Source organism: Streptomyces sp. NPDC002671, assembly GCF_053592475.1.
Genome location: NZ_JBSFVU010000021.1, coordinates 99,613 through 119,664 on the forward strand (window position 1 = coordinate 99,613; position 20,052 = coordinate 119,664).

The 20,052-nt window shown below is 71.8% G+C and carries 18 protein-coding genes; 10 read left to right on the top strand and 8 right to left on the bottom strand.

Translation table 11 applies throughout. The features are described 5' to 3' along the window. Window positions 1–26 precede the first annotated feature (26 nt). Window positions 27–518, top strand: a complete 492-nt coding sequence (locus tag ACWD35_RS29475; RefSeq protein ID WP_451354354.1) for a macro domain-containing protein — start codon at window positions 27–29, stop codon at window positions 516–518. Further along, on the top strand, window positions 515–700 hold the full coding sequence (locus ACWD35_RS29480) for a hypothetical protein (protein WP_451354355.1): 186 nt from the start codon (window positions 515–517) through the stop codon (window positions 698–700). Before ACWD35_RS29475 ends, ACWD35_RS29480 begins: the two co-directional genes overlap by 4 nt. 12 nt (window positions 701–712) lie before the next feature. Here the strand turns inward: ACWD35_RS29480 and ACWD35_RS29485 are convergent, their stop codons facing one another. Then, the gene (locus ACWD35_RS29485) at window positions 713–2,206 is read right to left on the bottom strand and encodes a M1 family metallopeptidase (protein WP_451354356.1); all 1,494 of its coding nucleotides are present in this window, start codon (window positions 2,204–2,206) and stop codon (window positions 713–715) included. Window positions 2,207–2,381: 175 nt separating this feature from the next. Here ACWD35_RS29485 and ACWD35_RS29490 point away from each other — a divergent pair, with 175 nt between their 5' ends. Further along, window positions 2,382–4,358, top strand: coding sequence for a Xaa-Pro dipeptidyl-peptidase (locus tag ACWD35_RS29490; RefSeq protein WP_451354357.1), 1,977 nt, complete (start codon window positions 2,382–2,384; stop codon window positions 4,356–4,358). 3 nt (window positions 4,359–4,361) lie between these two features. On the opposite strand, the gene ACWD35_RS29495 is transcribed toward ACWD35_RS29490, so the two are convergent. Continuing rightward, complete coding sequence (locus ACWD35_RS29495; RefSeq protein WP_451354358.1) at window positions 4,362–5,300, bottom strand: FAD-dependent oxidoreductase; 939 nt, start codon at window positions 5,298–5,300, stop codon at window positions 4,362–4,364. Between the two features lie 80 nt (window positions 5,301–5,380). Between ACWD35_RS29495 and ACWD35_RS29500 the strand changes: the two genes are divergently transcribed. Beyond that, the gene (locus ACWD35_RS29500) at window positions 5,381–7,021 is read left to right on the top strand and encodes an ABC-F family ATP-binding cassette domain-containing protein (RefSeq protein WP_451354359.1); all 1,641 of its coding nucleotides are present in this window, start codon (window positions 5,381–5,383) and stop codon (window positions 7,019–7,021) included. 11 nt (window positions 7,022–7,032) lie between these two features. Here ACWD35_RS29500 and ACWD35_RS29505 read toward each other — a convergent pair whose 3' ends face one another. The 4 genes from ACWD35_RS29505 to ACWD35_RS29520 form a co-directional block, all read right to left on the bottom strand. Beyond that, entirely contained in the window at window positions 7,033–7,821 is a 789-nt protein-coding gene (locus ACWD35_RS29505) for a calcium-binding protein (RefSeq protein ID WP_451354360.1), read from the bottom strand. Window positions 7,822–7,919: 98 nt separating this feature from the next. Beyond that, window positions 7,920–8,495 carry a DinB family protein gene (locus tag ACWD35_RS29510; RefSeq protein ID WP_451354361.1) on the bottom strand — a complete coding sequence of 192 codons (576 nt, stop codon included), beginning with the start codon at window positions 8,493–8,495 and terminating at the stop codon, window positions 7,920–7,922. Between the two features lie 91 nt (window positions 8,496–8,586). After that, window positions 8,587–11,019: a Tex family protein gene (locus ACWD35_RS29515; RefSeq protein WP_451354362.1), complete on the bottom strand. Its 2,433-nt coding sequence runs from the start codon at window positions 11,017–11,019 to the stop codon at window positions 8,587–8,589. 123 nt (window positions 11,020–11,142) lie between these two features. Further along, the gene (locus ACWD35_RS29520; RefSeq protein ID WP_451354363.1) at window positions 11,143–11,907 is read right to left on the bottom strand and encodes an enoyl-CoA hydratase/isomerase family protein; all 765 of its coding nucleotides are present in this window, start codon (window positions 11,905–11,907) and stop codon (window positions 11,143–11,145) included. Window positions 11,908–12,029: 122 nt separating this feature from the next. Between ACWD35_RS29520 and ACWD35_RS29525 the strand changes: the two genes are divergently transcribed. Both ACWD35_RS29525 and ACWD35_RS29530 read left to right on the top strand, forming a co-directional pair. Next, complete coding sequence (locus tag ACWD35_RS29525; protein ID WP_451354364.1) at window positions 12,030–12,626, top strand: HdeD family acid-resistance protein; 597 nt, start codon at window positions 12,030–12,032, stop codon at window positions 12,624–12,626. Window positions 12,627–12,819: 193 nt separating this feature from the next. After that, a complete protein-coding gene (locus ACWD35_RS29530) occupies window positions 12,820–13,314 on the top strand; it encodes an ATP-binding protein (protein WP_451354427.1) in 495 nt (164 codons plus the stop codon). A gap of 216 nt (window positions 13,315–13,530) precedes the next feature. Here ACWD35_RS29530 and idi read toward each other — a convergent pair whose 3' ends face one another. After that, on the bottom strand, window positions 13,531–14,124 hold the full coding sequence (gene idi / locus ACWD35_RS29535; protein WP_451354365.1) for an isopentenyl-diphosphate Delta-isomerase: 594 nt from the start codon (window positions 14,122–14,124) through the stop codon (window positions 13,531–13,533). A 166-nt stretch (window positions 14,125–14,290) separates the two neighbouring features. Beyond that, the gene (locus ACWD35_RS29540; RefSeq protein WP_451354366.1) at window positions 14,291–15,232 is read right to left on the bottom strand and encodes a cation diffusion facilitator family transporter; all 942 of its coding nucleotides are present in this window, start codon (window positions 15,230–15,232) and stop codon (window positions 14,291–14,293) included. A 456-nt stretch (window positions 15,233–15,688) separates the two neighbouring features. On the opposite strand from ACWD35_RS29540, the gene ACWD35_RS29545 reads away from it, so the two are divergent. The 4 genes from ACWD35_RS29545 to ACWD35_RS29560 are packed head-to-tail and all read left to right on the top strand — an operon-like array spanning window position 15,689 to window position 20,052. Further along, entirely contained in the window at window positions 15,689–17,497 is a 1,809-nt protein-coding gene (locus ACWD35_RS29545; RefSeq protein ID WP_451354367.1) for a DUF5941 domain-containing protein, read from the top strand. After that, window positions 17,494–18,246 carry a phosphocholine cytidylyltransferase family protein gene (locus ACWD35_RS29550; protein WP_451354368.1) on the top strand — a complete coding sequence of 251 codons (753 nt, stop codon included), beginning with the start codon at window positions 17,494–17,496 and terminating at the stop codon, window positions 18,244–18,246. Before ACWD35_RS29545 ends, ACWD35_RS29550 begins: the two co-directional genes overlap by 4 nt. After that, window positions 18,234–19,295 carry an iron-containing alcohol dehydrogenase family protein gene (locus ACWD35_RS29555; protein WP_451354369.1) on the top strand — a complete coding sequence of 354 codons (1,062 nt, stop codon included), beginning with the start codon at window positions 18,234–18,236 and terminating at the stop codon, window positions 19,293–19,295. Before ACWD35_RS29550 ends, ACWD35_RS29555 begins: the two co-directional genes overlap by 13 nt. Continuing rightward, complete coding sequence (locus ACWD35_RS29560) at window positions 19,273–20,052, top strand: CDP-alcohol phosphatidyltransferase family protein (protein WP_451354370.1); 780 nt, start codon at window positions 19,273–19,275, stop codon at window positions 20,050–20,052. The genes ACWD35_RS29555 and ACWD35_RS29560 overlap by 23 nt, the downstream gene beginning before the upstream one ends.

Below are 20,052 nucleotides of genomic sequence, written 5' to 3' on the forward strand. Positions count from 1 at the left end.
TCAGTGGCATCGCCTACGGTGGCGTCATGTCGGAGATCTCGTATGTCCGGGGTGACGCCACCGTTCCGTCTGTCAAGGGCGCCAAGGTGATCGCCCACGTCTGCAACGACCTCGGCGGCTGGGGGAAGGGCTTCGTCCTGGCGCTCTCGCGGCGCTGGCCGGAGCCCGAGGCGGCGTACCGCGCCTGGCACCGCGACCGCGCCAAGAACGACTTCGGCCTGGGCGCGGTCCGGCTCGTCAAGGTCGCCCCGGACGTGTGGGTCGCGAACATGATCGGCCAGCGCGGCATCCGGATGGCGCGCAGCAGCGGCGTCCCCGTGCGCTACGAGGCCATCGACTCCGCGCTTGCCCGGCTCGCCGACGAAGTGATCGAACTCGGCGCGTCCGTGCACATGCCCCGCATAGGCTGCGGTCTGGCGGGCGGCAAGTGGTCCCGCATCGAGCCGCTCGTCACCGAACGGCTGGTGAAGCGCGGGATCGCAGTCACGGTGTACGACCACGGGGAGGGCGGGGGATGACCCCGCAGCCGGCCGGGACCAAGCGTGCGGTGAACCTCGTCGGCCCGGACGGGCGCCCCGCCCGCGCGGTGCGCGCTGTACGGCGCGATCGCGGGGGGTGCGCCTGCACCGTCCCGGCCACCCGCACGGAGGCGGCAGGCCGGGACGGGCCGGTCGAGCGGGCGGCCGAACCGAGCCGGTGAGGCCCCCGGGGATCAGTGCCCGTGGATGTCGTTCGTCGCCTCGATCTGCTTCCACGACTTCGGCTGGGCGACGGACGTACCCGCCTTCACGAGGGACGCCGCGCGTGCCGCGGGCGCGGCCGGCTTCGACGGCTGGAACAGCCAGGTGTCGAACAGCGCCGACAGCGACTTGCCGGAGACCTGCTCGGCGTACGCGCGGAAGTCGGCCACCGACGCGTTGCCGTACGCGTGCTCCTTCGGCCAGCCCTTCAGGATGGCGAAGAACGCGTCGTCGCCGACCTCGTTGCGCAGCGCCTGGATGGCGAGCGCGCCCCGGTCGTAGACGGGCAGCTCGAACTGGTCGTCCGGGCCCGGGTCACCGGGCTTGACCGTCCAGAACGGGTCGTCGGCCGGGTGCGAGGCGTACACGTAGTCGGCGAGTTCCTGCGTGGTGCCCTCGCCCTCGTGCTCCGACCACAGCCACTGCGCGTACCGTGCGAAGCCCTCGTTGATCCAGATGTCCTTCCAGCCCTTCAGCGACACGTCGTCGCCGTACCACTGGTGGGCCAGTTCGTGCACGACCACCGAGGTGTTGGCGCCGTTCGCGAACTGCCGCGGGCTGTAGTAGACGCGGGTCTGCGTCTCCAGCGCGTACCCGGTGGTGGTGTTCGGCACGTACCCCCCGGCCGTGCTGAACGGATACGGCCCGAAGTAGCCGCTCAGCCAGTCCACGAGCTCCCCGGTGCGCTCCACGCTCGCCCGCGCGGCCCCGTCGTTGTCGCCGAGGTCCTGGCTGTAGGCGTTGATGACCGGCACCCCGCCCTCGGAGGTGCTCGTGGTGATGTCGAACTTGCCGACCGCGAGGGTGGCGAGATAGGTCGCCTGCGGCTTGTTCTGCCGCCAGTTGTAGCGGGTCCAGCCGAGCCGCGAACTCGTCGACTGGAGCGTGCCGTTGGAGAGGGCCTGGGTGCCGTCCGGGACGGAGACGGAGACGTCGTAGCTGGCCTTGTCGCTCGGGTGGTCGTTGCTCGGGAACCACCACCAGGCGGCCTCGGGCTCGTCGGCGGCGACCGCGCCGTCCGGCGTGCGGTGCCAGGTGGTGAAGCCGTACGCGCTCTTCGTGGACGGCACCCCGCTGTAGCGGACCACCACGGTGATGGCCTGGCCCTTGTTGAGCGGCGTCTTCGGCGTGACGACGAGTTCGTGCTGGCCCGAGGTGGCGAAGGACGCCTTAGTGCCGTTGACCCGCACCTCGCTCACGTCCAGCAGGAAGTCCAGGTCGAAGCTGGACAGGTCCTCGGTGGTCTTCGCCAGGATCGTCGCCGTGCCCTGCAGCTCGTCCGTCTGCGGCTGGTAACGCAGCCTCAGATCGTAGTGGGAGACGTCGTAGCCGCCGTTTCCGTAGTACGGGTAGTAGGGGTCGCCGATGCCCGGTGCGCCGGGGGCGTAGCTCGCGGCCGATGCCGGGATCGCCAGCAGGAGGGAGGCCGCCGCGAGTGCGCCCGGCGCGAAGATTCTGCGGTGCACGTGTCAGCTCCAAGTCGTCTGGGACAGGAAGTCTGTTCGGAGCCTATTCAGTCCCTGTGGCCCCTGCCTTGTCCATGGCCTCGCTTGTCACACGAACGCCATTCAGCCGACATGAACACTTTGGGACTCCGTTTGGCCTCTTCTGTACGGGAGTTGGCCGGGGTACCGTCCGCGCATGCCGATAAGCACGCGCTTCACGATCTGGAGAACGCTCGCGACCGCGGCCGTCGCCACCCTGACCGCCGCACTCCTCACCCCGGCCTCGGCCCAGGCCGCCGGCCACGCCTCCGCCCAGGCCGCGCCCCGCGAGAGCCGGCCCATTTACTCGTACGCGGACGCCGTCCGCGAGTCCGTGTGGGTGGACACCGGCCTCGACGCCGACGGCGACGGGCGGTCCGACCGCGTCGCCGCCGACATCGTCCGGCCCGCCGAACCCGCCCGGCAGGGCCGCAAGGTGCCGGTCATCATGGACGCCAGCCCGTACTACTCCTGCTGCGGGCGCGGCAACGAGCACCAGCTGAAGACGTACGACGCGGACGGCCACGTCGTCCAGATGCCGCTGTTCTACGACAACTACTTCGTGCCGCGCGGCTACGCCTTCGTCGGCGTCGACCTCGCCGGCACCAACCGCTCCGACGGCTGCGTCGACGTCGGCGGACGCTCCGACATCCAGTCCGCGAAGGCCGTCGTCGACTGGCTGAACGGCCGCGCGAAGGCGTACACGAGCCGCACCGGCTCTACGGCCGTCAAGGCGAGCTGGACCAACGGCAGAACGGGCATGATCGGCAAGAGCTGGGACGGCACGATCGCCAACGGTGTCGCCGCCACCGGCGTCAGGGGCCTGAAGACCGTCGTGCCGATCAGCGCGATCTCCTCCTGGTACGACTACTACTTCGCCCAGGGCGCCCCGCTCTACGACGGCGGCCCCGACGAACTGGCCGGCTACGTCGAGAGCGACGACGCGCAGGCCCACTGCGCGGCCGTACAGAAGCAACTCGCCGACGGCTCCCCGCGCTCCGGCGACTGGACCCCGCTGTGGACCGAGCGCGACTACGTCAAGGACGCGGCCAAGGTGCGCGCGAGCGTGTTCGTCGTGCACGGCATGCAGGACCTCAACGTCCGTACCAAGCACTTCGGCCAGTGGTGGGACGCCCTCGCGAAGCACGGCGTGCACCGCAAGATCTGGCTCTCCCAGACCGGCCACGTCGACCCCTTCGACTACCGGCGCGGCGCCTGGGTCGACACCCTGCACCGCTGGTTCGACCACGAACTCCTCGGCTACGACAACGGCATCGACCGCCGGCCGATGGCCGACATCGAACGCCACCCCGACCACTGGGTCACCTCGACGGCCTGGCCGCCGCACACCACCCGCACCACCACCCTGCACCCGGCCCCCGGGACCGGCGCGGGCGTCGGCACACTCGGCACGCGCACGGCCGCCGGCACCGAGACCTTCACCGACGACCCGGGACTGAGCGAGACCGACTGGGCCGCGCACCTGACCACGTCCACCCCGGAGAAGGCCGGCTTCCTCACCGCGCCGCTCACCCGCGACCTGCGCCTGTCCGGCTCCGCCCGGGTGACCGTGACCGCCACCCCGACCACCGCCTCGGCCCACCTGTCGGCCGTCCTGGTGGACCTCGGCCCGGACACCATCCGCGACTACGCCGACGCCGCCGAGGGCATCACGACGCTCACCGACCGCACCTGCTGGGGCGAGAGCACGGCCGGCGACAGCGCCTGCTTCAAGGAGACCCGCGCGAAGACGGCCGAGGTCGACTCCACGGTGTTCAGCCGCGGCTGGGCCGACCTCGGCCACTACGCCTCGCTCGGCCACGGCGTCCCGCTCGTCCCGGGCAAGGCGTACACCATCACCCTGGACCTGGCGGCCACCGACCACGTCGTCCCCAAGGGCCACCGCCTGGCGCTGATCGTCGCCGGCACGGACAAGGACCTGATCGATCCTCCGTCCACCCGGCCGACCCTGACCCTGGACCTGTCCCGTACGACGGCCGGCCTGCCGCTGGTCGGCGGCGCGCCCGCGTTCGAGCGCGCCACCTCCGGCAGCACGCCGTCCGCCGCTCCCGAGCCGGGGACCCGGGCCGGCGTCCGCGCCCCGCACACCGCCCTGCACCTCCCGCAGGGCTGACCCTCAGGCGGCCGGGTCCACCAGCCCGGCCGCCTCACGGGCGCAGCCCCACGCCACGGTGACCCCGGCCCCGCCGTGCCCGTAGTTGTGCACCAGCACCCCGCCGCCCGGCAGGGGCTGCCGTTCCAGCCGTACCGCGTCGCGGGCCGGCCGCAGCCCCACCCGGTGGGCCAGCACCCGCGCCCCGGCGATCTCCGGCCGGACGGCCGCGCAGCGGGCGACGATCGCGGCGGCCGTGTCCGGGTCCGGCTCCAGCGACCAGGCGTCGTCCTCCGCCGTACCGCCCAGGAGCAGCCCGTACGGCTGCGGCATGAAGTAGGTGGAGGCGGCCGAGACGTGCTCGACGGACGTGTACCAGGTCGTGATCCCCGGGTTCTCCACCACGACCAGCTGCCCGCGCACCGGCCGCACCGCGGGATCGGGCACGAGTGAGCGGGCGCCCAGCCCTGTGCAGTTGACCACGACGGGCGCGGGCACGGCGGCAAGATCCGTCACCGTACGCTCCTCGACCGTGCTTCCCGCCTTGGCCAGCCGCTCCCGCAGCCACGCCAGATGGACCGGCATGTCGATGAGCGGCAGCCGCGCCGCCAGCCCGTCGGCCGTCTTCCGCAGCCCGGGCACCCGGCCGGCCCAGTCGCCCAGCTCGTCGAGCCGCGTTCCCCGGTGCACGCCCTCGACCAGCCGGACGCCCGTCTCCTCGGGACGGCCCGCCAGCTCCTCGTACACCGCGAGGGACGCCAGCGCCCATGCTCCGACCAGCGGCTCGGGCTCGATGCGGTAAGGCCACCACAGGCCGCCCGCGACCGCCGAGGTCGTGCGCTCGGCGGGCTCCCGCGCCCACACGCGGACCCGCCGCCCGGACTCGGCCAGCACCACGGCCGTCGTCAGCCCGGCGACCCCGCCCCCGACCACGATCACTTCGTCACGCGACTCGCTGTCCATGTCAGGACGATAGAGCCACCGGTGACCGGGGGAAATCCGGCTGAGCGGCACTCCCGCGGCCCATTAGGATCGGCGTTCTGATGACTGCCACTCTCGTCGCCAAGAATCTCGCCGCCGGACACGGCGACCGCTCCCTCTTCACCGGGCTGGACCTCGTCGTCGCGCCCGGCGACGTGATCGGGCTGGTCGGCGCCAACGGCGCGGGAAAGTCCACCCTGCTGCGCCTGCTCGCCGGGCTCACCGCGCCCGAGCAGGGCGAGCTCAGGCTCTCCCCGCCGACCGCGACCGTCGGCCACCTGCCACAGGAGCCGGAGCGCAGGCCGGGGGAGACCGTCCGGAACTTCCTCGCCCGCCGCACGGGCGTGGCCGAGGCCCAGCGGGTCATGGACGAGGCGACCCAGGCCCTGGTGGACGGCGCACCCGGCGCCGACGACGCCTACGCGGTCAGCCTGGAGCGCTGGCTGAACCTGGGCGGCGCCGACCTGGAGGAGCGCGCCGAGGAGGTCGCCGACTCCCTCGGCCTCGCCGTGGACCTGGACCAGCCGATGACCGCCCTCTCCGGCGGCCAGGCGGCCCGCGCCGGCCTCGCCTCCCTCCTGCTCTCCCGCTACGACGTCTTCCTCCTGGACGAGCCCACCAACGACCTCGACCTGGACGGCCTGGAGCGCCTGGAACGCTTCGTCACCGGCCTGCGCGCGGGCACGGTCGTCGTCAGCCACGACCGCGAGTTCCTCACCCGCACGGTCACCAAGGTCCTCGAACTCGACCTCGCCCAGCGGCAGATCAACCTCTACGGCGGCGGCTACGAGGCCTACCTGGAGGAACGGGACGTCGCACGCAGGCACGCCCGCGATGAGTTCGAGGAGTACGCCGACAAGAAGTCCGCCCTCCAGGACCGCGCGCAGATGCAGCGCTCCTGGATGGACAAGGGCGTGAAGAACGCCCGGCGCAAGGCGAACAACGACAACGACAAGATCGGCCGCAAGTTCCGCAGCGAGGCCAGCGAGAAGCAGGCCGCCAAGGCCCGGCAGACCCAGCGCATGATCGAGCGCCTGGAGGTGGTCGAGGAGCCGCGCAAGGAGTGGGAGCTGCACATGGAGATCGCGGCGGCCCCGCGCTCGGGCGCGGTCGTGGCGACCCTGCGCGACGCCGAGGTCCGGCGCGGCGACTTCACCTTCGGCCCGGTGTCCCTGCAGATCGACTGGGCGGACCGGGTCGCCGTCACCGGGGCCAACGGCGCCGGCAAGTCCACCCTGCTGGGCGCGCTGCTCGGCCGCGTCCCGCTCGACTCCGGGCACGCGGCCCTCGGCTCGGGCGTCCTGGTCGGCGAGGTCGACCAGGCCCGCAAGCTCTTCCACGGCCCCGAGACCCTGCTCGACGCGTTCTGCGCGGACGTCCCCGACACCGAGCCGGTCGAGGTCCGCACTCTCCTGGCCAAGTTCGGCCTGAAGTCCGACCACGTGCTGCGCCCGGCCGCGACCCTCTCCCCGGGCGAACGCACCCGCGCGGCCCTGGCGCTGCTCCAGGGCCGGGGCGTGAACCTCCTCGTCCTGGACGAGCCGACGAACCATCTCGACCTGCCGGCCATCGAGCAGCTGGAGTCCGCCCTCGACTCCTACGAGGGCACGCTCCTCCTGGTCACCCACGACCGGCGGATGCTGGACGCGGTCCGGGTGACCAGGCGCCTGGAGGTGGCGGACGGCAAGCTGACCGAACGCTAGGCCGACAGGACCTAGACCCCCGTCACATCGACGTAGTCGCCGGAGGCCTTGGCCGGGCCGGTCGTGCTGGTGCCGGCGAAGCTCCAGCGCCAGTAGCCGTCCTGGGTGGCCGTCGTGGTGGCCGTGAGGGCGCCGTCGGTGCCGCTGGTCACCGTCTTCACGGTGGTGTACGTCGTGCTGCCGGCCTTGCGGAACTGCAGCTTCACCGGCTGGCCGGCGTAGCCGCTGTAGGTGCCGCCCTTGCCCCAGTTGGCGCGGGTCAGCGCGCCCTTGACGGTGAGGACGCCACCCTTGGCCACCGGCTCGGGGGTGGCGTCGGCGGTCAGCCTGGCGGCACGCTTCATCAGGAAGGTGCCCGCGCTCTCCTTGTTGACGTAGTTGAAGTCGTTGGCGTCCACGGACGTCCAGATGTTCCAGGTACCCGCGTTGGCGTTGATCAGCATCGCGTTCGGGTCGATGACGATGTCGGCGGTGCAGGTGGAGGTGGTGGTGCTTCCGGAGACCGGGGTGCAGGTCAGCGGAGTGTCGGATCCGGGACCGGCGGCGCCGTCGGGGTTGTCCCACGAGCCGTGCCAGAGCCAGCCGTAGGCGTCCTTGATCCCCGAGTCGTCGCTCGCGCTGATGCTGAGCGTGACCGTCTTCTTCGTCATGGCGCCCAGCACGACCGGCTGGCCGCCGTTGACGACGGCCAGCAGGACCTGGGTGTCTCCTTCACCGGAATCGGCCCGGGCGGCCGTCACGGTGAGGGCGGAGAGGGCCAGCGCGCCCGACAGGGCGGCGACGGCGGAACGTCTGAACATGTGTCCCCATAAAGGTGAGTTGTCCGCCCGGAATCAGGGCAGAGGCCGAAACCGATCGAATAGTAGTGATCCGACCGTTCTCCCGGCCAACGTTTCCGTCAAGCCTCCTTGGCGGCCCGCTCCACCCGCTCCCGGTGCGCCGCCCAGGCGGCCCGGTCCCCGGGGGCCATGTTGGTGCCGTCCGGGCGCTGCCCCGTCGTGCCGTCGATCAACTCCCGCACGATGTCGGCGTGTCCGGCGTGCCGCTGGGTCTCGGCGATCATGTGGGTGAGGCTGTTGTGCAGCGTGACCTCGCTGCCTCTGTCTCCGGGGATCCGGCCGACCGCGTCCAGCGGCAGTGCGGCGATGGTCTCGTCGGAGTGCGCGCAGGCCGCGCGGTACAGGCCGACGATGTCCTGCCGGCTCTCGTCCGGCCGGGCCCACAGGTCGGCGTTGGGTTCCGCGTCCCCGGTGATCCACAGGGGCGTCCCGTCGAAGGGCCGCCCGTAGGTCGCCCCGAAGTACAGGGCTTCGGCGCCGGAGAGATGCTTGACCAGCCCCAGCAGATTGGTCCCCGTCGGGGTCAGGGGGCGCCGGACGTCGTACTCGGACAGGCCCTCCAGCTTCCACAGAAGGACGTCGCGGGCGTCCTGGAGGTATATCCGGAGGTCGTGCTTGGGATCAGTGATGGCCATGGCGTGAGTCTGGCAATCAAGTGACCTTCGGGCACGCGCTTTTGCGCGCCCGGGCCGGACGACGCGACTCGCCCGGCCCGGACCCCGTCTCTCAGCGCTTCTTCGGATCCAGCAGCCCGGCCCGCCGCAACGCGTCGGCCATCGCGCTGTTGGCCGGCGGCGGCGCCTGACGCCCGCCCCGGTCGCCACCGCGGCCCTGACGCTGCCCCTGCCCCTGCCCCTGCCCCTGCCCCTGGCCTTGGCGCTGCTGGGGCGGCCGGCCCCCGCCACCACGCTGCTGGCGGCCCTGTCCCTGGCCCCCCTGCCCCTGGCCGGAGGCGCCCGCGGCCTCGTCGTCCAGGCGCAGCGTCAGCGCGATCCGCTTGCGCGGGATGTCCACGTCGAGGACCTTCACCTTGACGATGTCACCGGGCTTCACGACGTCGCGCGGGTCCTTGACGAACGTCTTCGACATCGCCGAGACGTGCACCAGCCCGTCCTGGTGCACACCGATGTCCACGAACGCCCCGAACGCGGCCACGTTCGTCACCACGCCCTCCAGCACCATCCCCGCGGACAGGTCGGAGATCTTCTCCACCCCCTCCTTGAAGGTGGCCGTCTTGAAGGCGGGCCGCGGGTCGCGTCCCGGCTTCTCCAGCTCCTTCAGGATGTCCGTGACGGTCGGCAGACCGAAGCTGTCGTCCACGAAGTCGGCGGGCCGCAGCGAGCGCAGCACGCCCGTGTTGCCGATGAGGGCGGCCACCTCCTGCCCGGACGTCTTCACCATGCGCCGCACCACCGGGTACGCCTCCGGGTGCACGCTGGACGAGTCCAGCGGGTCGTCGCCGCCCCGGATGCGCAGGAAGCCCGCGCACTGCTCGTACGCCTTCGGGCCCAGCCGGGACACCTTCTTCAGCTCGGAGCGCGACCTGAAGGGTCCGTTGGCGTCCCGGTGCGACACGATGTTCTCGGCGAGCCCGGAGGAGATGCCCGACACCCGCGAAAGCAGCGGCACGGACGCGGTGTTGACGTCCACGCCGACGCCGTTCACACAGTCCTCGACGACCGCGTCCAGCGAGCGGGACAGCTTCACCTCGGACAGGTCGTGCTGGTACTGGCCGACACCGATCGACTTCGGGTCGATCTTCACCAGCTCGGCCAGCGGGTCCTGGAGCCGGCGGGCGATGGACACCGCGCCGCGCAGCGACACGTCCATGCCGGGCAGCTCCTGCGAGGCGTACTGCGACGCCGAGTACACGGACGCGCCCGCCTCGGACACCATCACCTTGGTGAGCTTCAACTCCGGGTGCTTGGAGATCAGTTCACCGGCGAGCTTGTCGGTCTCCCGGGACGCCGTGCCGTTGCCGATCGCGACCAGCTCGACCGCGTGCTCCTTCGCCAGCCGGGCCAGCTTCGCGAGGGCCTCGTCCCACTTGTTGGCCGGGACGTGCGGATAGATGACGTCGGTCGCCACCGCCTTGCCCGTCGCGTCGACCACGGCCACCTTCACGCCGGTACGGAAACCGGGATCCAGTCCCAGCGTCGCGCGCGTACCCGCCGGGGCGGCGAGCAGCAGGTCGCGCAGGTTCGCGGCGAAGACGTCGACCGCCTCGTCCTCGGCGGCCGTACGCAGCCTCATCCGCAGGTCGATGCCGAGATGGACCAGGATCCGGGTGCGCCAGGCCCAGCGGACCGTGTCCGTCAGCCACTTGTCGGCGGGACGCCCCCGGTCGGCGATGCCGAACTTCGAGGCGACGATCCCCTCGTACGACGACGGGACCGGTGCGGACTCGGCGGGCTCCTCCGGCTCCAGGACGAGGTCGAGGACCTCCTCCTTCTCGCCGCGCAGCATCGCCAGGATCCGGTGCGAGGGCAGCTCGGTGAAGGGCTCGGCGAAGTCGAAGTAGTCGGCGAACTTGGCGCCCGCCTCCTCCTTGCCCTCCCGCACCTTGGCGGCCAGCCGACCGCGCACCCACATGCGCTCGCGCAGCTCGCCGATGAGGTCGGCGTCCTCCGAGAACCGCTCGGTCAGGATGGCCCGCGCGCCCTCCAGTGCGCCCTGCGGATCGGCCACGCCCTTGTCGGCGTCGACGAAGGCGGCGGCAGCGGCCAGCGGCTCCACCGTCGGGTCGCCCAGCAGCCCCTCCGCGAGCGGCTCCAGGCCCGCCTCGCGCGCGATCTGCGCCTTGGTGCGCCGCTTCGGCTTGTACGGGAGGTAGATGTCCTCCAGGCGCGCCTTGGTCTCGGCGCCGCGGATCCGGGCCTCCAGCTCCTCGGTGAGCTTGCCCTGCTCGCGCACCGACTCCAGGACGGCGGTCCGCCGCTCCTCCAGCTCCCGCAGGTAGCGCAGCCGCTCCTCGATCGTGCGCAGCTGCGCGTCGTCGAGCATCTCGGTCGCTTCCTTGCGGTAGCGGGCGATGAAGGGCACCGTCGAGCCGCCGTCGAGCAGCTCCACCGCGGCCTTCACCTGCCGCTCCCGTACGCCGAGTTCCTCGGCGATCCTGCCTTCGATGGACCCTACTTCGAGGGACTCGGGTGTCGTCACGATCCCGTACCGCCTTCTCCACGTCAGCTTGCGCCGCAATTGTGGCAGGTGGCACCGACAACCGGGGATCAGGGCCGCGCCGCGTCGCCGCGTGCCGCGTGCCGTTCCGTACCGGCAGCCGGTTCAGCCGGACACGGACGTGCCGGGCACGGTCCAGGTGAAGTGCGGCTGCCTGCGCTCCAGGAACGCGGCGACGCCCTCCGTGGTGTCGCCGTTGCCGCGCGCCTGTCCGGCCCAGTAGGCGTCCCGGTCGGTGCGGCCGTCGGCGAACTCCTTCGCGGCGGCCTGCGTCAGCTGCGAGCGCGACACCAGGATCCGGGTCAGCTCGGTGACCCGCTTGTCCAGTTCGCCCTCCGGCAGCACCTCGTCCACGAGCCCGGTGCGCAATGCCCGCTGCGCGTCGATCAACTCGCCGCTGAACAGCAGGTACTTGGCGGTGGCCGGACCCACCAGCGAGACCAGCCGGCGGGTCGAGGACGCCGCGTAGACGATGCCGAGCTTCGCGGGCGTCACGCCGAACAGCGCGCCCTCTTCCGCCAGCCGCAGATCGCAGGCCGCCGCGAGCTGGGATCCACCGCCCACGCAGTGACCGCGCACGGCCGCGAGGGTCGGCTTGGGGAACGCGGCCAGTGCCTCCTCGGCTGCCACCGCCAGCCCCTGCGCCTCCTCCCGGGACTCCCGGAGCGTGGAGATGTCCGCGCCCGCGCAGAAGGTCCCGCCCGCCCCGGTCAGCACCAGCGCCCGCACTCCCGGATCGCCCGCCAGCTCGGCCAGGAGCGGCGGCAGCGCCCGCCACATCGCGGCCGTCATGGCGTTGCGCTTCGCCGGATGGCATATGACGACGGTGGCGACGGAGTCGGCGACCTGGTGCGACAGCTGGGGCTCCATGCGCCGGATGCTATCGGCCCGCCACCCGTGGTGATCACGACGGGCCCGGTGAGTTACGACACCCCGCACAGAGGGGACATAAATGAATAAGCGACACAAAGGGGGCTATCGAGGAGGTGGCGATGGCCAGGTCCGGCAAGCCCCGGGACGGGGCGGCGAAGAACAGGGCGACGAGCCTGCACCGCAGTTTCGGCATGCTCGCGGCGCTCGGTGTGATCCTCGTGCTCGCCGGACTCGTCGGGCTCGTCTACACCGGCGTCGCCACGCTGACCTCGATGCTGCTGTTCGGCTGGCTGCTGCTGATCGGCGGCATCATCGGCCTGCTGCACGCGATCCAGGCCCGCGGGAGCAGCTACTTCTGGCTCGGCGTCGTCGTCGCCGGCCTGAACGTCGCGGCCGGCATCGTCGTCATCCGGCTGCCCCACGCGGCAGCCGCCGCGCTCACCATGTTCGCCGCGCTGCTCTTCCTGTCGGGCGGGTTCTTCCGGCTTGTCGGCAGCCTGGTGGTGCGCGGCCCCCAGTTCGGCCTGACCCTGCTGCTCGGCGCCTTCGACCTGATGCTCGGGATCCTGGTCCTCGGCTCCTGGCCGGGCAGCAGCCAGTACGTCATCGGCACCTTCATCTCGCTCGCGCTGCTCTTCGACGGCCTCGGCCTGATCGCCACCGGCTACGGCGGCCGGCGCGTCGTCGGTCTCGTCTCGGAGAAGCCGCACGTCTAACCCGTACAACCCGAATAGTTCGCGAATCGGCGGTTCCGGCGACAGGAACGGTCCCACACATGACCTCGTCATACCCAGGCGGTCAGAAAGCGTCCGATACCGGCTGACTTGTGTTCAGTTCCGTGGAGCGGAGCCGATCGTTATCAACACTCGACGTGTGGTGACAATCGAGCGCGAAGGCGGCGACCGGACGATGGACGACCACGGGCGCGGGGACGGCCCGCGCCCGGCGGGGGCCGCAGGGCCGCCGCCCGACCCACTGCCCTACGAGGGCGTCTGGCGGTTCACCGCCGCCGCCGAGGACTCCTCGGTCCCGCAGGCCCGGCACGCCGTACGGGACCTGCTGCTGCGCCAGGGCGTACCGGTCTGCGACGACGTGCTCCACGGGTTGCTGCTCATCGTCTCCGAACTGGTCACCAACGCGGTCCGGCACGCGGTGCTGCTCTCGCCGATGCTGGCCGTGGAGGTCGCCGTCGGGGCCGAGTGGGTGCGGGTGTCCGTGGAGGACAACCATCCCTACCGGCCGACCGCCCTGGAGGCCGACCACGGCCGGACCGGCGGCCGGGGGCTGCTCCTGGTCCGCGAGGTGGCCCGGGAGGCGGGCGGGGTGGTCGACGTGGAGCACACGGCGAGCGGCGGCAAGGTCATCTGGGCCGCCCTGCCGCTCAAACCGGCCGGGCTGCCGTGAGGTACGGCGGCGCACCGCCGGGCCGCTGGTCGGCCGCGCGGGCTGCGGAAACGTTCAGCCGACGGCTACGGCTACGGGTGTGGCGCTGAAACGTTTGGCCGGCGCCTGAGCTGCCGAAACGGCCGAGCTGCCGGAACGGCATACGGCCGGGCCGGCAGCCGGAGTGCTCCGGTGCCGCCGCCCGGCCGCCGAACGTCATCGCGCCGGTCGGTGTCCTCACCAGCCGGCCGACGCGCCCGTCAGCTCCCTGACCGCCGGACGGGCCGCGTCCAGCACGGTCATGAACCAGGCCGAGAAGGTGTCCCGGGCGTGCCGCTCCGCGAGCTCGGCCGCCGTCACGAAGGCGGTCGCCCCGACCTCCTCCGCATCCGGCGCGAGCGGCGCCTGCACCAGGCCGACGAACAGGTGGTTGTACTCCTGCTCGACCAGGCCCGAGGCCGGGTCCGGGTGGTTGTAGCGGACGGTGCCCGCCTCCGCCAGCAGCGACGGCGACACGCCCAGCTCCTCGAAGGTGCGCCGGGCCGCCGCCGCGAACGGCGCCTCGCCGGGGTAGGGGTGGCCGCAGCAGGTGTTGGACCACACACCGGGGGAGTGGTACTTGCCCAGCGCGCGCTGCTGGAGCAGCAGCCGCCCCTGCTCGTCGAAGAGGAACACGGAGAACGCGCGGTGCAGCTGCCCCGGCGGCTGATGGGCGGCGAGCTTCTCCGCCGTGCCGATCGTCACACCCTTCTCGTCGACCAGTTCCAGCAAGATCGCCTCTGTGGTGCCATCGGACGAGCTGTGCGTCGTGGTGGCAGGTGTGATCGGCATACCCATCCTTCGCCTCGGTCTTCGCACCCCAAGTCTGCCGTACGAATCCGGCACTCCCGGCACTTCCACCCGGTCCGGGAGGCGGACCCGGTAGGTGATCATGCCCGGTCCGGCGCCCCGAAACCGTCCCAACGCACCGGGAACAGTGCCGCCGCACCGGAAACCGTCAGTGGCAGAGCTTCGCCTCGTGCTCCGCGTGCCCGCTCGGCTCCAGCTGGAAGGTGCAGTGCTCCACGTCGAAGTGGACGCCCAGGCAGCCCTGCAGCTCGTGCAGCATCTTCTCGTGGCCGATGGCGTTCAGCACTTCCGCGCTGACCACCACGTGCGCCGACAGCACGGGCATCCCCGAGGTGATCGTCCAGGCGTGCAGGTCGTGCACGTCCTCCACGCCGTCCAGCGCCAGGATGTGCGCCCGCACCTCGGCCATGTCGACGTTCTTCGGCGCGGCCTCCAGCAGCACGTCCAGCGTCTCGCGCAGCAGCTTCAGCGTCCTCGGCACGATCATCAGCCCGATGACCAGCGAGGCGACCGGGTCGGCGGCCTGCCAGCCGGTGGCCAGGATCACGGACGCCGAGATCAGCACCGCCACCGAGCCGAGCGCGTCCGCGGCCACTTCCAGGAACGCGCCGCGCACGTTCAGGCTCTCCTTCTGCCCGCGCATCAGCAGGGTGAGCGAGATCATGTTGGCGACCAGGCCGAACAGGCCGAACCAGATCATCAGGCCGCCCTCGGTCTCCGCGGGCGTGACGAACCGCTGGACCGCCTCGAACAGCACGTATCCGCCGACCCCGAGCAGCAGCAGGCAGTTCGCCAGTGCGGCGAGGATCTCGGCGCGGGCGTAGCCGAAGGTGCGGTTCGTGCTCGGCGGGCGGTTCGCGAAGTGGATGGCGAGCAGCGCCATGCCGAGGCCCACCGCGTCGGTCGCCATGTGCGCCGCGTCCGCGATCAGCGCGAGCGAGTCCGCGACGAGTCCGCCGACGATCTCCACCACCATGATCGTGAGCGTGATGCCCAGCGCGATCCGCAGCCGGCCGCGGTACGCAGCCGCGGCCGTACCCGTGGCGGGCGCATGACTGTGCGCGTGCCCGTGGTCGTGCCCTGCCCCCATGACAACCGCCCTTCCGTCGCCGTTCCGGTAGCCAGTGAACTACGGGTGGGGGGTATCGGGCAACGCGGCACTGAACACCGTTGTCATCTCCCCTGACCTGCGTAAACGATGTGCAGGTCAGGGCGCTGCCGCGCGCACCGGACACGCGTCGGCGGCATGGTCTTGCCGTAGGGTTCACCGGTACGTCTCCCGGCCCCGAAGGCCCCTGTGTCCTTCATGCCCGGGGATGCCCGGCTCTGCGACCGCGGTTTGTGAGGCGGGCCCCGGATCCCCGATGATGATCGCGGCAAAGGCCGGGGCAGTCCCCGTGGGCCGGGCCGTGAACGGCCGGTGAACACGGGCTCTGTGCCATCGGATAGCCTCTGCCGACATGCCGCCCGGGTGTGCCGCTGGCAAGGGCGCCCCACCATGCAGAAGACCGGCGCCCGCGCGCCGGCACCCAGGGAGTGAGTTCGGTTGTCGACGGCCATCGTCACCGGTCAGCCGGTCCCCGGATCGTCACTGGACAGCGATCTGCGGGCCCTCGGCTTCGACGTGCGCGTGGCCGCCGACGCCGCCGAGGCGGAGACCCTGCTCGCGGCCGTCCCCGGTGACCGGCGCGTGGCCCTGGTCGACGCCCGCTTCGTGGGCCACCTGCACGCGCTGCGCCTCGGCCTCACCGACCCGCGCTTCCCGCTCGCCGCGCTCCCCGGCGCCGTCACCGCCCAGCCGGCCGCCCGGCAGGCGCTGACCCGGGCCATGGCCCGCGAGACCTCCGCCGGCGGCGGCACGGCCGTCGCCGTGGACAGCCTCCCCGACCGGATCGTCACCGCCCTCGACGCCGACGGCGGCGACGTGCACCGCCCCGAGCTGGGCAGCCTGGCCGCCGCCGTCCCCACCGACCCGCAGGGCCGCAACGAGGCCCGGCAGGCCGTGGCCGCCGTCGACGAGGAGGCCGTACGCCTGAAGTCGGCCGTGAAGTCCCGCGACGGCTTCTTCACCACCTTCTTCATCAGCCCGTACTCGCGCTACATCGCCCGCTGGTGCGCCCGCCGGGGCCTGACCCCCAACCAGGTCACCACCGCCTCGCTGCTCACCGCGCTGATAGCCGCGGGCTGCGCGGCCACCGGCACCCGTGCCGGGTTCGTCGCGGCCGGTGTGCTGCTGATCGCGTCCTTCGTGCTGGACTGCACCGACGGCCAGCTCGCCCGCTACGCCCTGAAGTACTCCACGCTCGGCGCCTGGCTGGACGCCACCTTCGACCGGGCCAAGGAGTACGCCTACTACGCCGGACTCGCGCTCGGTGCGGCCCGCGGTGGCGACGACGTGTGGGCCCTCGCCCTCGGCGCGATGATCCTCCAGACCTGCCGGCACGTGGTCGACTTCTCCTTCAACGAGGCCAACCACGACGCCACCGCCAACACCAGCCCCACCGCCGCCCTCTCCGGCAGGCTCGACAGCGTCGGCTGGACGGTCTGGGTGCGGCGGATGATAGTGCTGCCGATAGGCGAGCGGTGGGCGATGATGGCCGTCCTCACCGCGGCCACCACCCCGCGCATCACCTTCTACGCCCTCCTTACGGGCTGCGCCTTCGCCGCGACCTACACCACCGCGGGCCGGGTGCTGCGGTCGCTGACCCGCAAGGCCCGGCGGACCGACCGCGCGGCGCGGGCACTGGCGGACCTGGCCGACTCCGGCCCCCTCACCGAAGCCCTCACGCGCGGACTGGGGAAGGGACTGCCCGGTCTCGCCGTACCGGCCGCGGCCCTGCTCGGCGGCGCGGCCGTCGTGGCCTGCTCGGCCCTGACCGGCTTCGGCGGCGTGCTGCCGGTCGTCGGCGCCCTCGTCTACCTCCTGACCTCGGCCCTCGCCGTCGCCCGCCCCCTCAAGGGCGCCCTCGACTGGCTGGTCCCGCCCGTCTTCCGGGCCGCCGAGTACCTCACCGTGCTCGCCCTCGCAAGTAAAGCCGGGGTAAACGGTGCCCTTCCTGCGGCTTTCGGCCTGGTGGCCGCCGTCGCCTACCATCACTACGACACGGTGTACCGCATCCGCGGCAACGCCGGAGCGAGCCCGGCCTGGCTGGTGCGCGCCATCGGGGGGCATGAGGGACGGACGCTGCTCGTCACCGTCCTGGCTGCGCTGCTCACCGCCTCGCAGTTCACGGTCGCGCTCACGGTTCTCGCCGTGTACGTGGCCCTCGTGGTGCTCGTCGAGAGCATCCGCTTCTGGGTGGCTGCCCACAAGGGCGGCGCGCCCGCCGTACACGACGAAGGAGAAACCGCATGATCGGCCTCGTGCTGGCGGCCGGCGCCGGACGGCGTCTGCGCCCCTACACCGACAGCCTTCCCAAGGCGCTGGTGCCTGTGGGCCCCGACGGCGCCGAGGACTCGCTCACGGTGCTCGACCTCACCCTCGGCAACTTCGCCGAGGTGGGGCTGACCGAGGTCGCGATCATCGTCGGCTACCGCAAGGAAGCCGTGTACGAGCGCAGGGAGGCCCTGGAGCAGAAGTACGGCCTCAAGATCACGCTCATCGACAACGACAAGGCCGAGGAGTGGAACAACGCCTACTCCCTGTGGTGCGGCCGGGACGCCCTCAAGGACGGCGTGATCCTCGCCAACGGCGACACCGTGCACCCGGTCTCCGTCGAGAAGACGCTGCTGGCCGCGCGCGGCGAGGGCAAGAAGATCATCCTCGCCCTGGACACGGTGAAGAACCTGGCCGACGAGGAGATGAAGGTCGTCGTCGACCCCGGCAAGGGCATGACGAAGATCACCAAGCTGATGGACCCCGCCGAGGCGACCGGCGAGTACATCGGCGTCACCCTGATCGAGGGCGACGCCGCCCCCGACCTGGCCGACGCGCTGAAGACGGTCTGGGAGACCGACCCGCAGCAGTTCTACGAGCACGGCTACCAGGAGCTGGTCAACCGCGGCTTCAAGATCGACGTGGCGCCGATCGGCGACGTCCAGTGGGTCGAGATCGACAACCACGACGACCTCGCCCGGGGACGGGAGATCGCGTGCCAGTACTGACCCGGCTGATTCCCTCGCCGGTCGTCGTGGACATCCGCCCGGGTGCCCTGGACGACCTGGCGAGCGTCCTCGCCGACCAGCGGATCTCGCACTCCGGGCGGCTCGCCGTCGCCGTCAGCGGCGGCTCCGGCGCCAAGCTGCGCGAGCGCATCGCGCCGTCCCTGCCGGGCGCCTCCTGGTTCGAGGTGGGCGGCGGCACCCTGGACGACGCGATCCGGCTGGCCGGCGAGATGAAGGCAGACCACTACGACGCCGTGGTCGGCCTCGGCGGCGGCAAGATCATCGACTGCGCCAAGTTCGCCGCGGCCCGCGTCGGCCTGCCCCTGGTCGCCGTGCCGACGAACCTCGCGCACGACGGCCTGTGCTCGCCCGTCGCCACCCTCGACAACGACGCCGGGCGCGGCTCCTACGGTGTGCCGAACCCGATCGCCGTCGTGATCGACCTGGACGTCATCCGGGAGGCTCCGGCGCGCTTCGTGCGCGCGGGCATCGGCGACGCCGTGTCGAACATCTCCGCGGTCGCGGACTGGGAGCTGGCCAACCGCGTCAACGGCGAGAAGATCGACGGACTCGCCGCCGCCATGGCCCGCCAGGCCGGCGAGGCGGTGCTCCGGCACCCGGGCGGCATCGGGGACAACGACTTCCTCCAGGTGCTCGCCGAGGCGCTGGTCCTCACCGGTGTCGCGATGTCGGTCTCGGGCGACTCACGCCCCGCGTCGGGCGCCTGTCACGAGATCAACCACGCCTTCGACCTGCTCTTCCCCAAGCGCGCCGCGAGCCACGGCGAGCAGTGCGGGCTCGGGGCCGCCTTCGCGATGTACCTTCGCGGAGCCCACGAGCAGTCCGCGTTCATGGCCGAGGTGCTGCGTCGGCACGGGCTTCCGGTGCTGCCGGAGGAGATCGGCTTCACGGTGGACGAGTTCGTCCGCGCCGTGGAGTTCGCTCCGGAGACCAGGCCCGGCCGGTACACGATCCTCGAGCACCTCGCCCTCAAGACGAACCAGATCAAGGACATCTACGCCGACTATGTCAAGGCCATCGGTAGCTGAACTCCGTCCGGTCGTCCACCCCGCGGGGGTCAAGGACCGGCGCAGCGGTGAGCACTGGGCGGGACGCCTCTACATGCGCGAGGTGTCCCTGCGCGTCGACCGCTACCTGGTGAACACCAGGGTCACGCCCAACCAGCTCACGTACCTGATGACCGTCTGCGGCGTGCTCGCGGCCCCGGCCCTGCTGGTGCCGGGGATCTGGGGCGCCGTCCTCGGCGTCGTCGCCACCCAGCTGTACCTGCTGCTGGACTGCGTCGACGGCGAGATCGCCCGCTGGCGGAAGCAGTACTCGCTCGGCGGGGTCTACCTGGACCGGGTCGGTGCCTACCTCACCGACGCGGCCGTCCTGGTCGGGCTCGGCCTGCGCGCCGCCGACCTGTGGGGCAGCGGCCGGATCGACTGGCTGTGGGCCTTCCTCGGCACGCTCGCCGCGCTCGGCGCCATCCTGATCAAGGCCGAGACCGACCTGGTCGGCGTCGCCCGGCACCAGACCGGGATGGCGCCCGTGAAGGAGGCGGCCTCCGAGCCGCGCTCCTCCGGCATGGCGCTGGCCCGCCGGGCCGCCTCGGCGCTGAAGTTCCACCGGCTGATCCTCGGCATCGAGGCCTCGCTGCTGATCGTGGTCCTCGCGATCGCGGACCAGATCCACGGTGACCTCTTCTTCACCCGCCTCGGTACGGCCGTTCTCGCCGGCATCGCCCTGCTGCAGACCCTGCTGCACCTGGTGTCCATCCTCGCCTCCAGCAGGCTGAGGTGA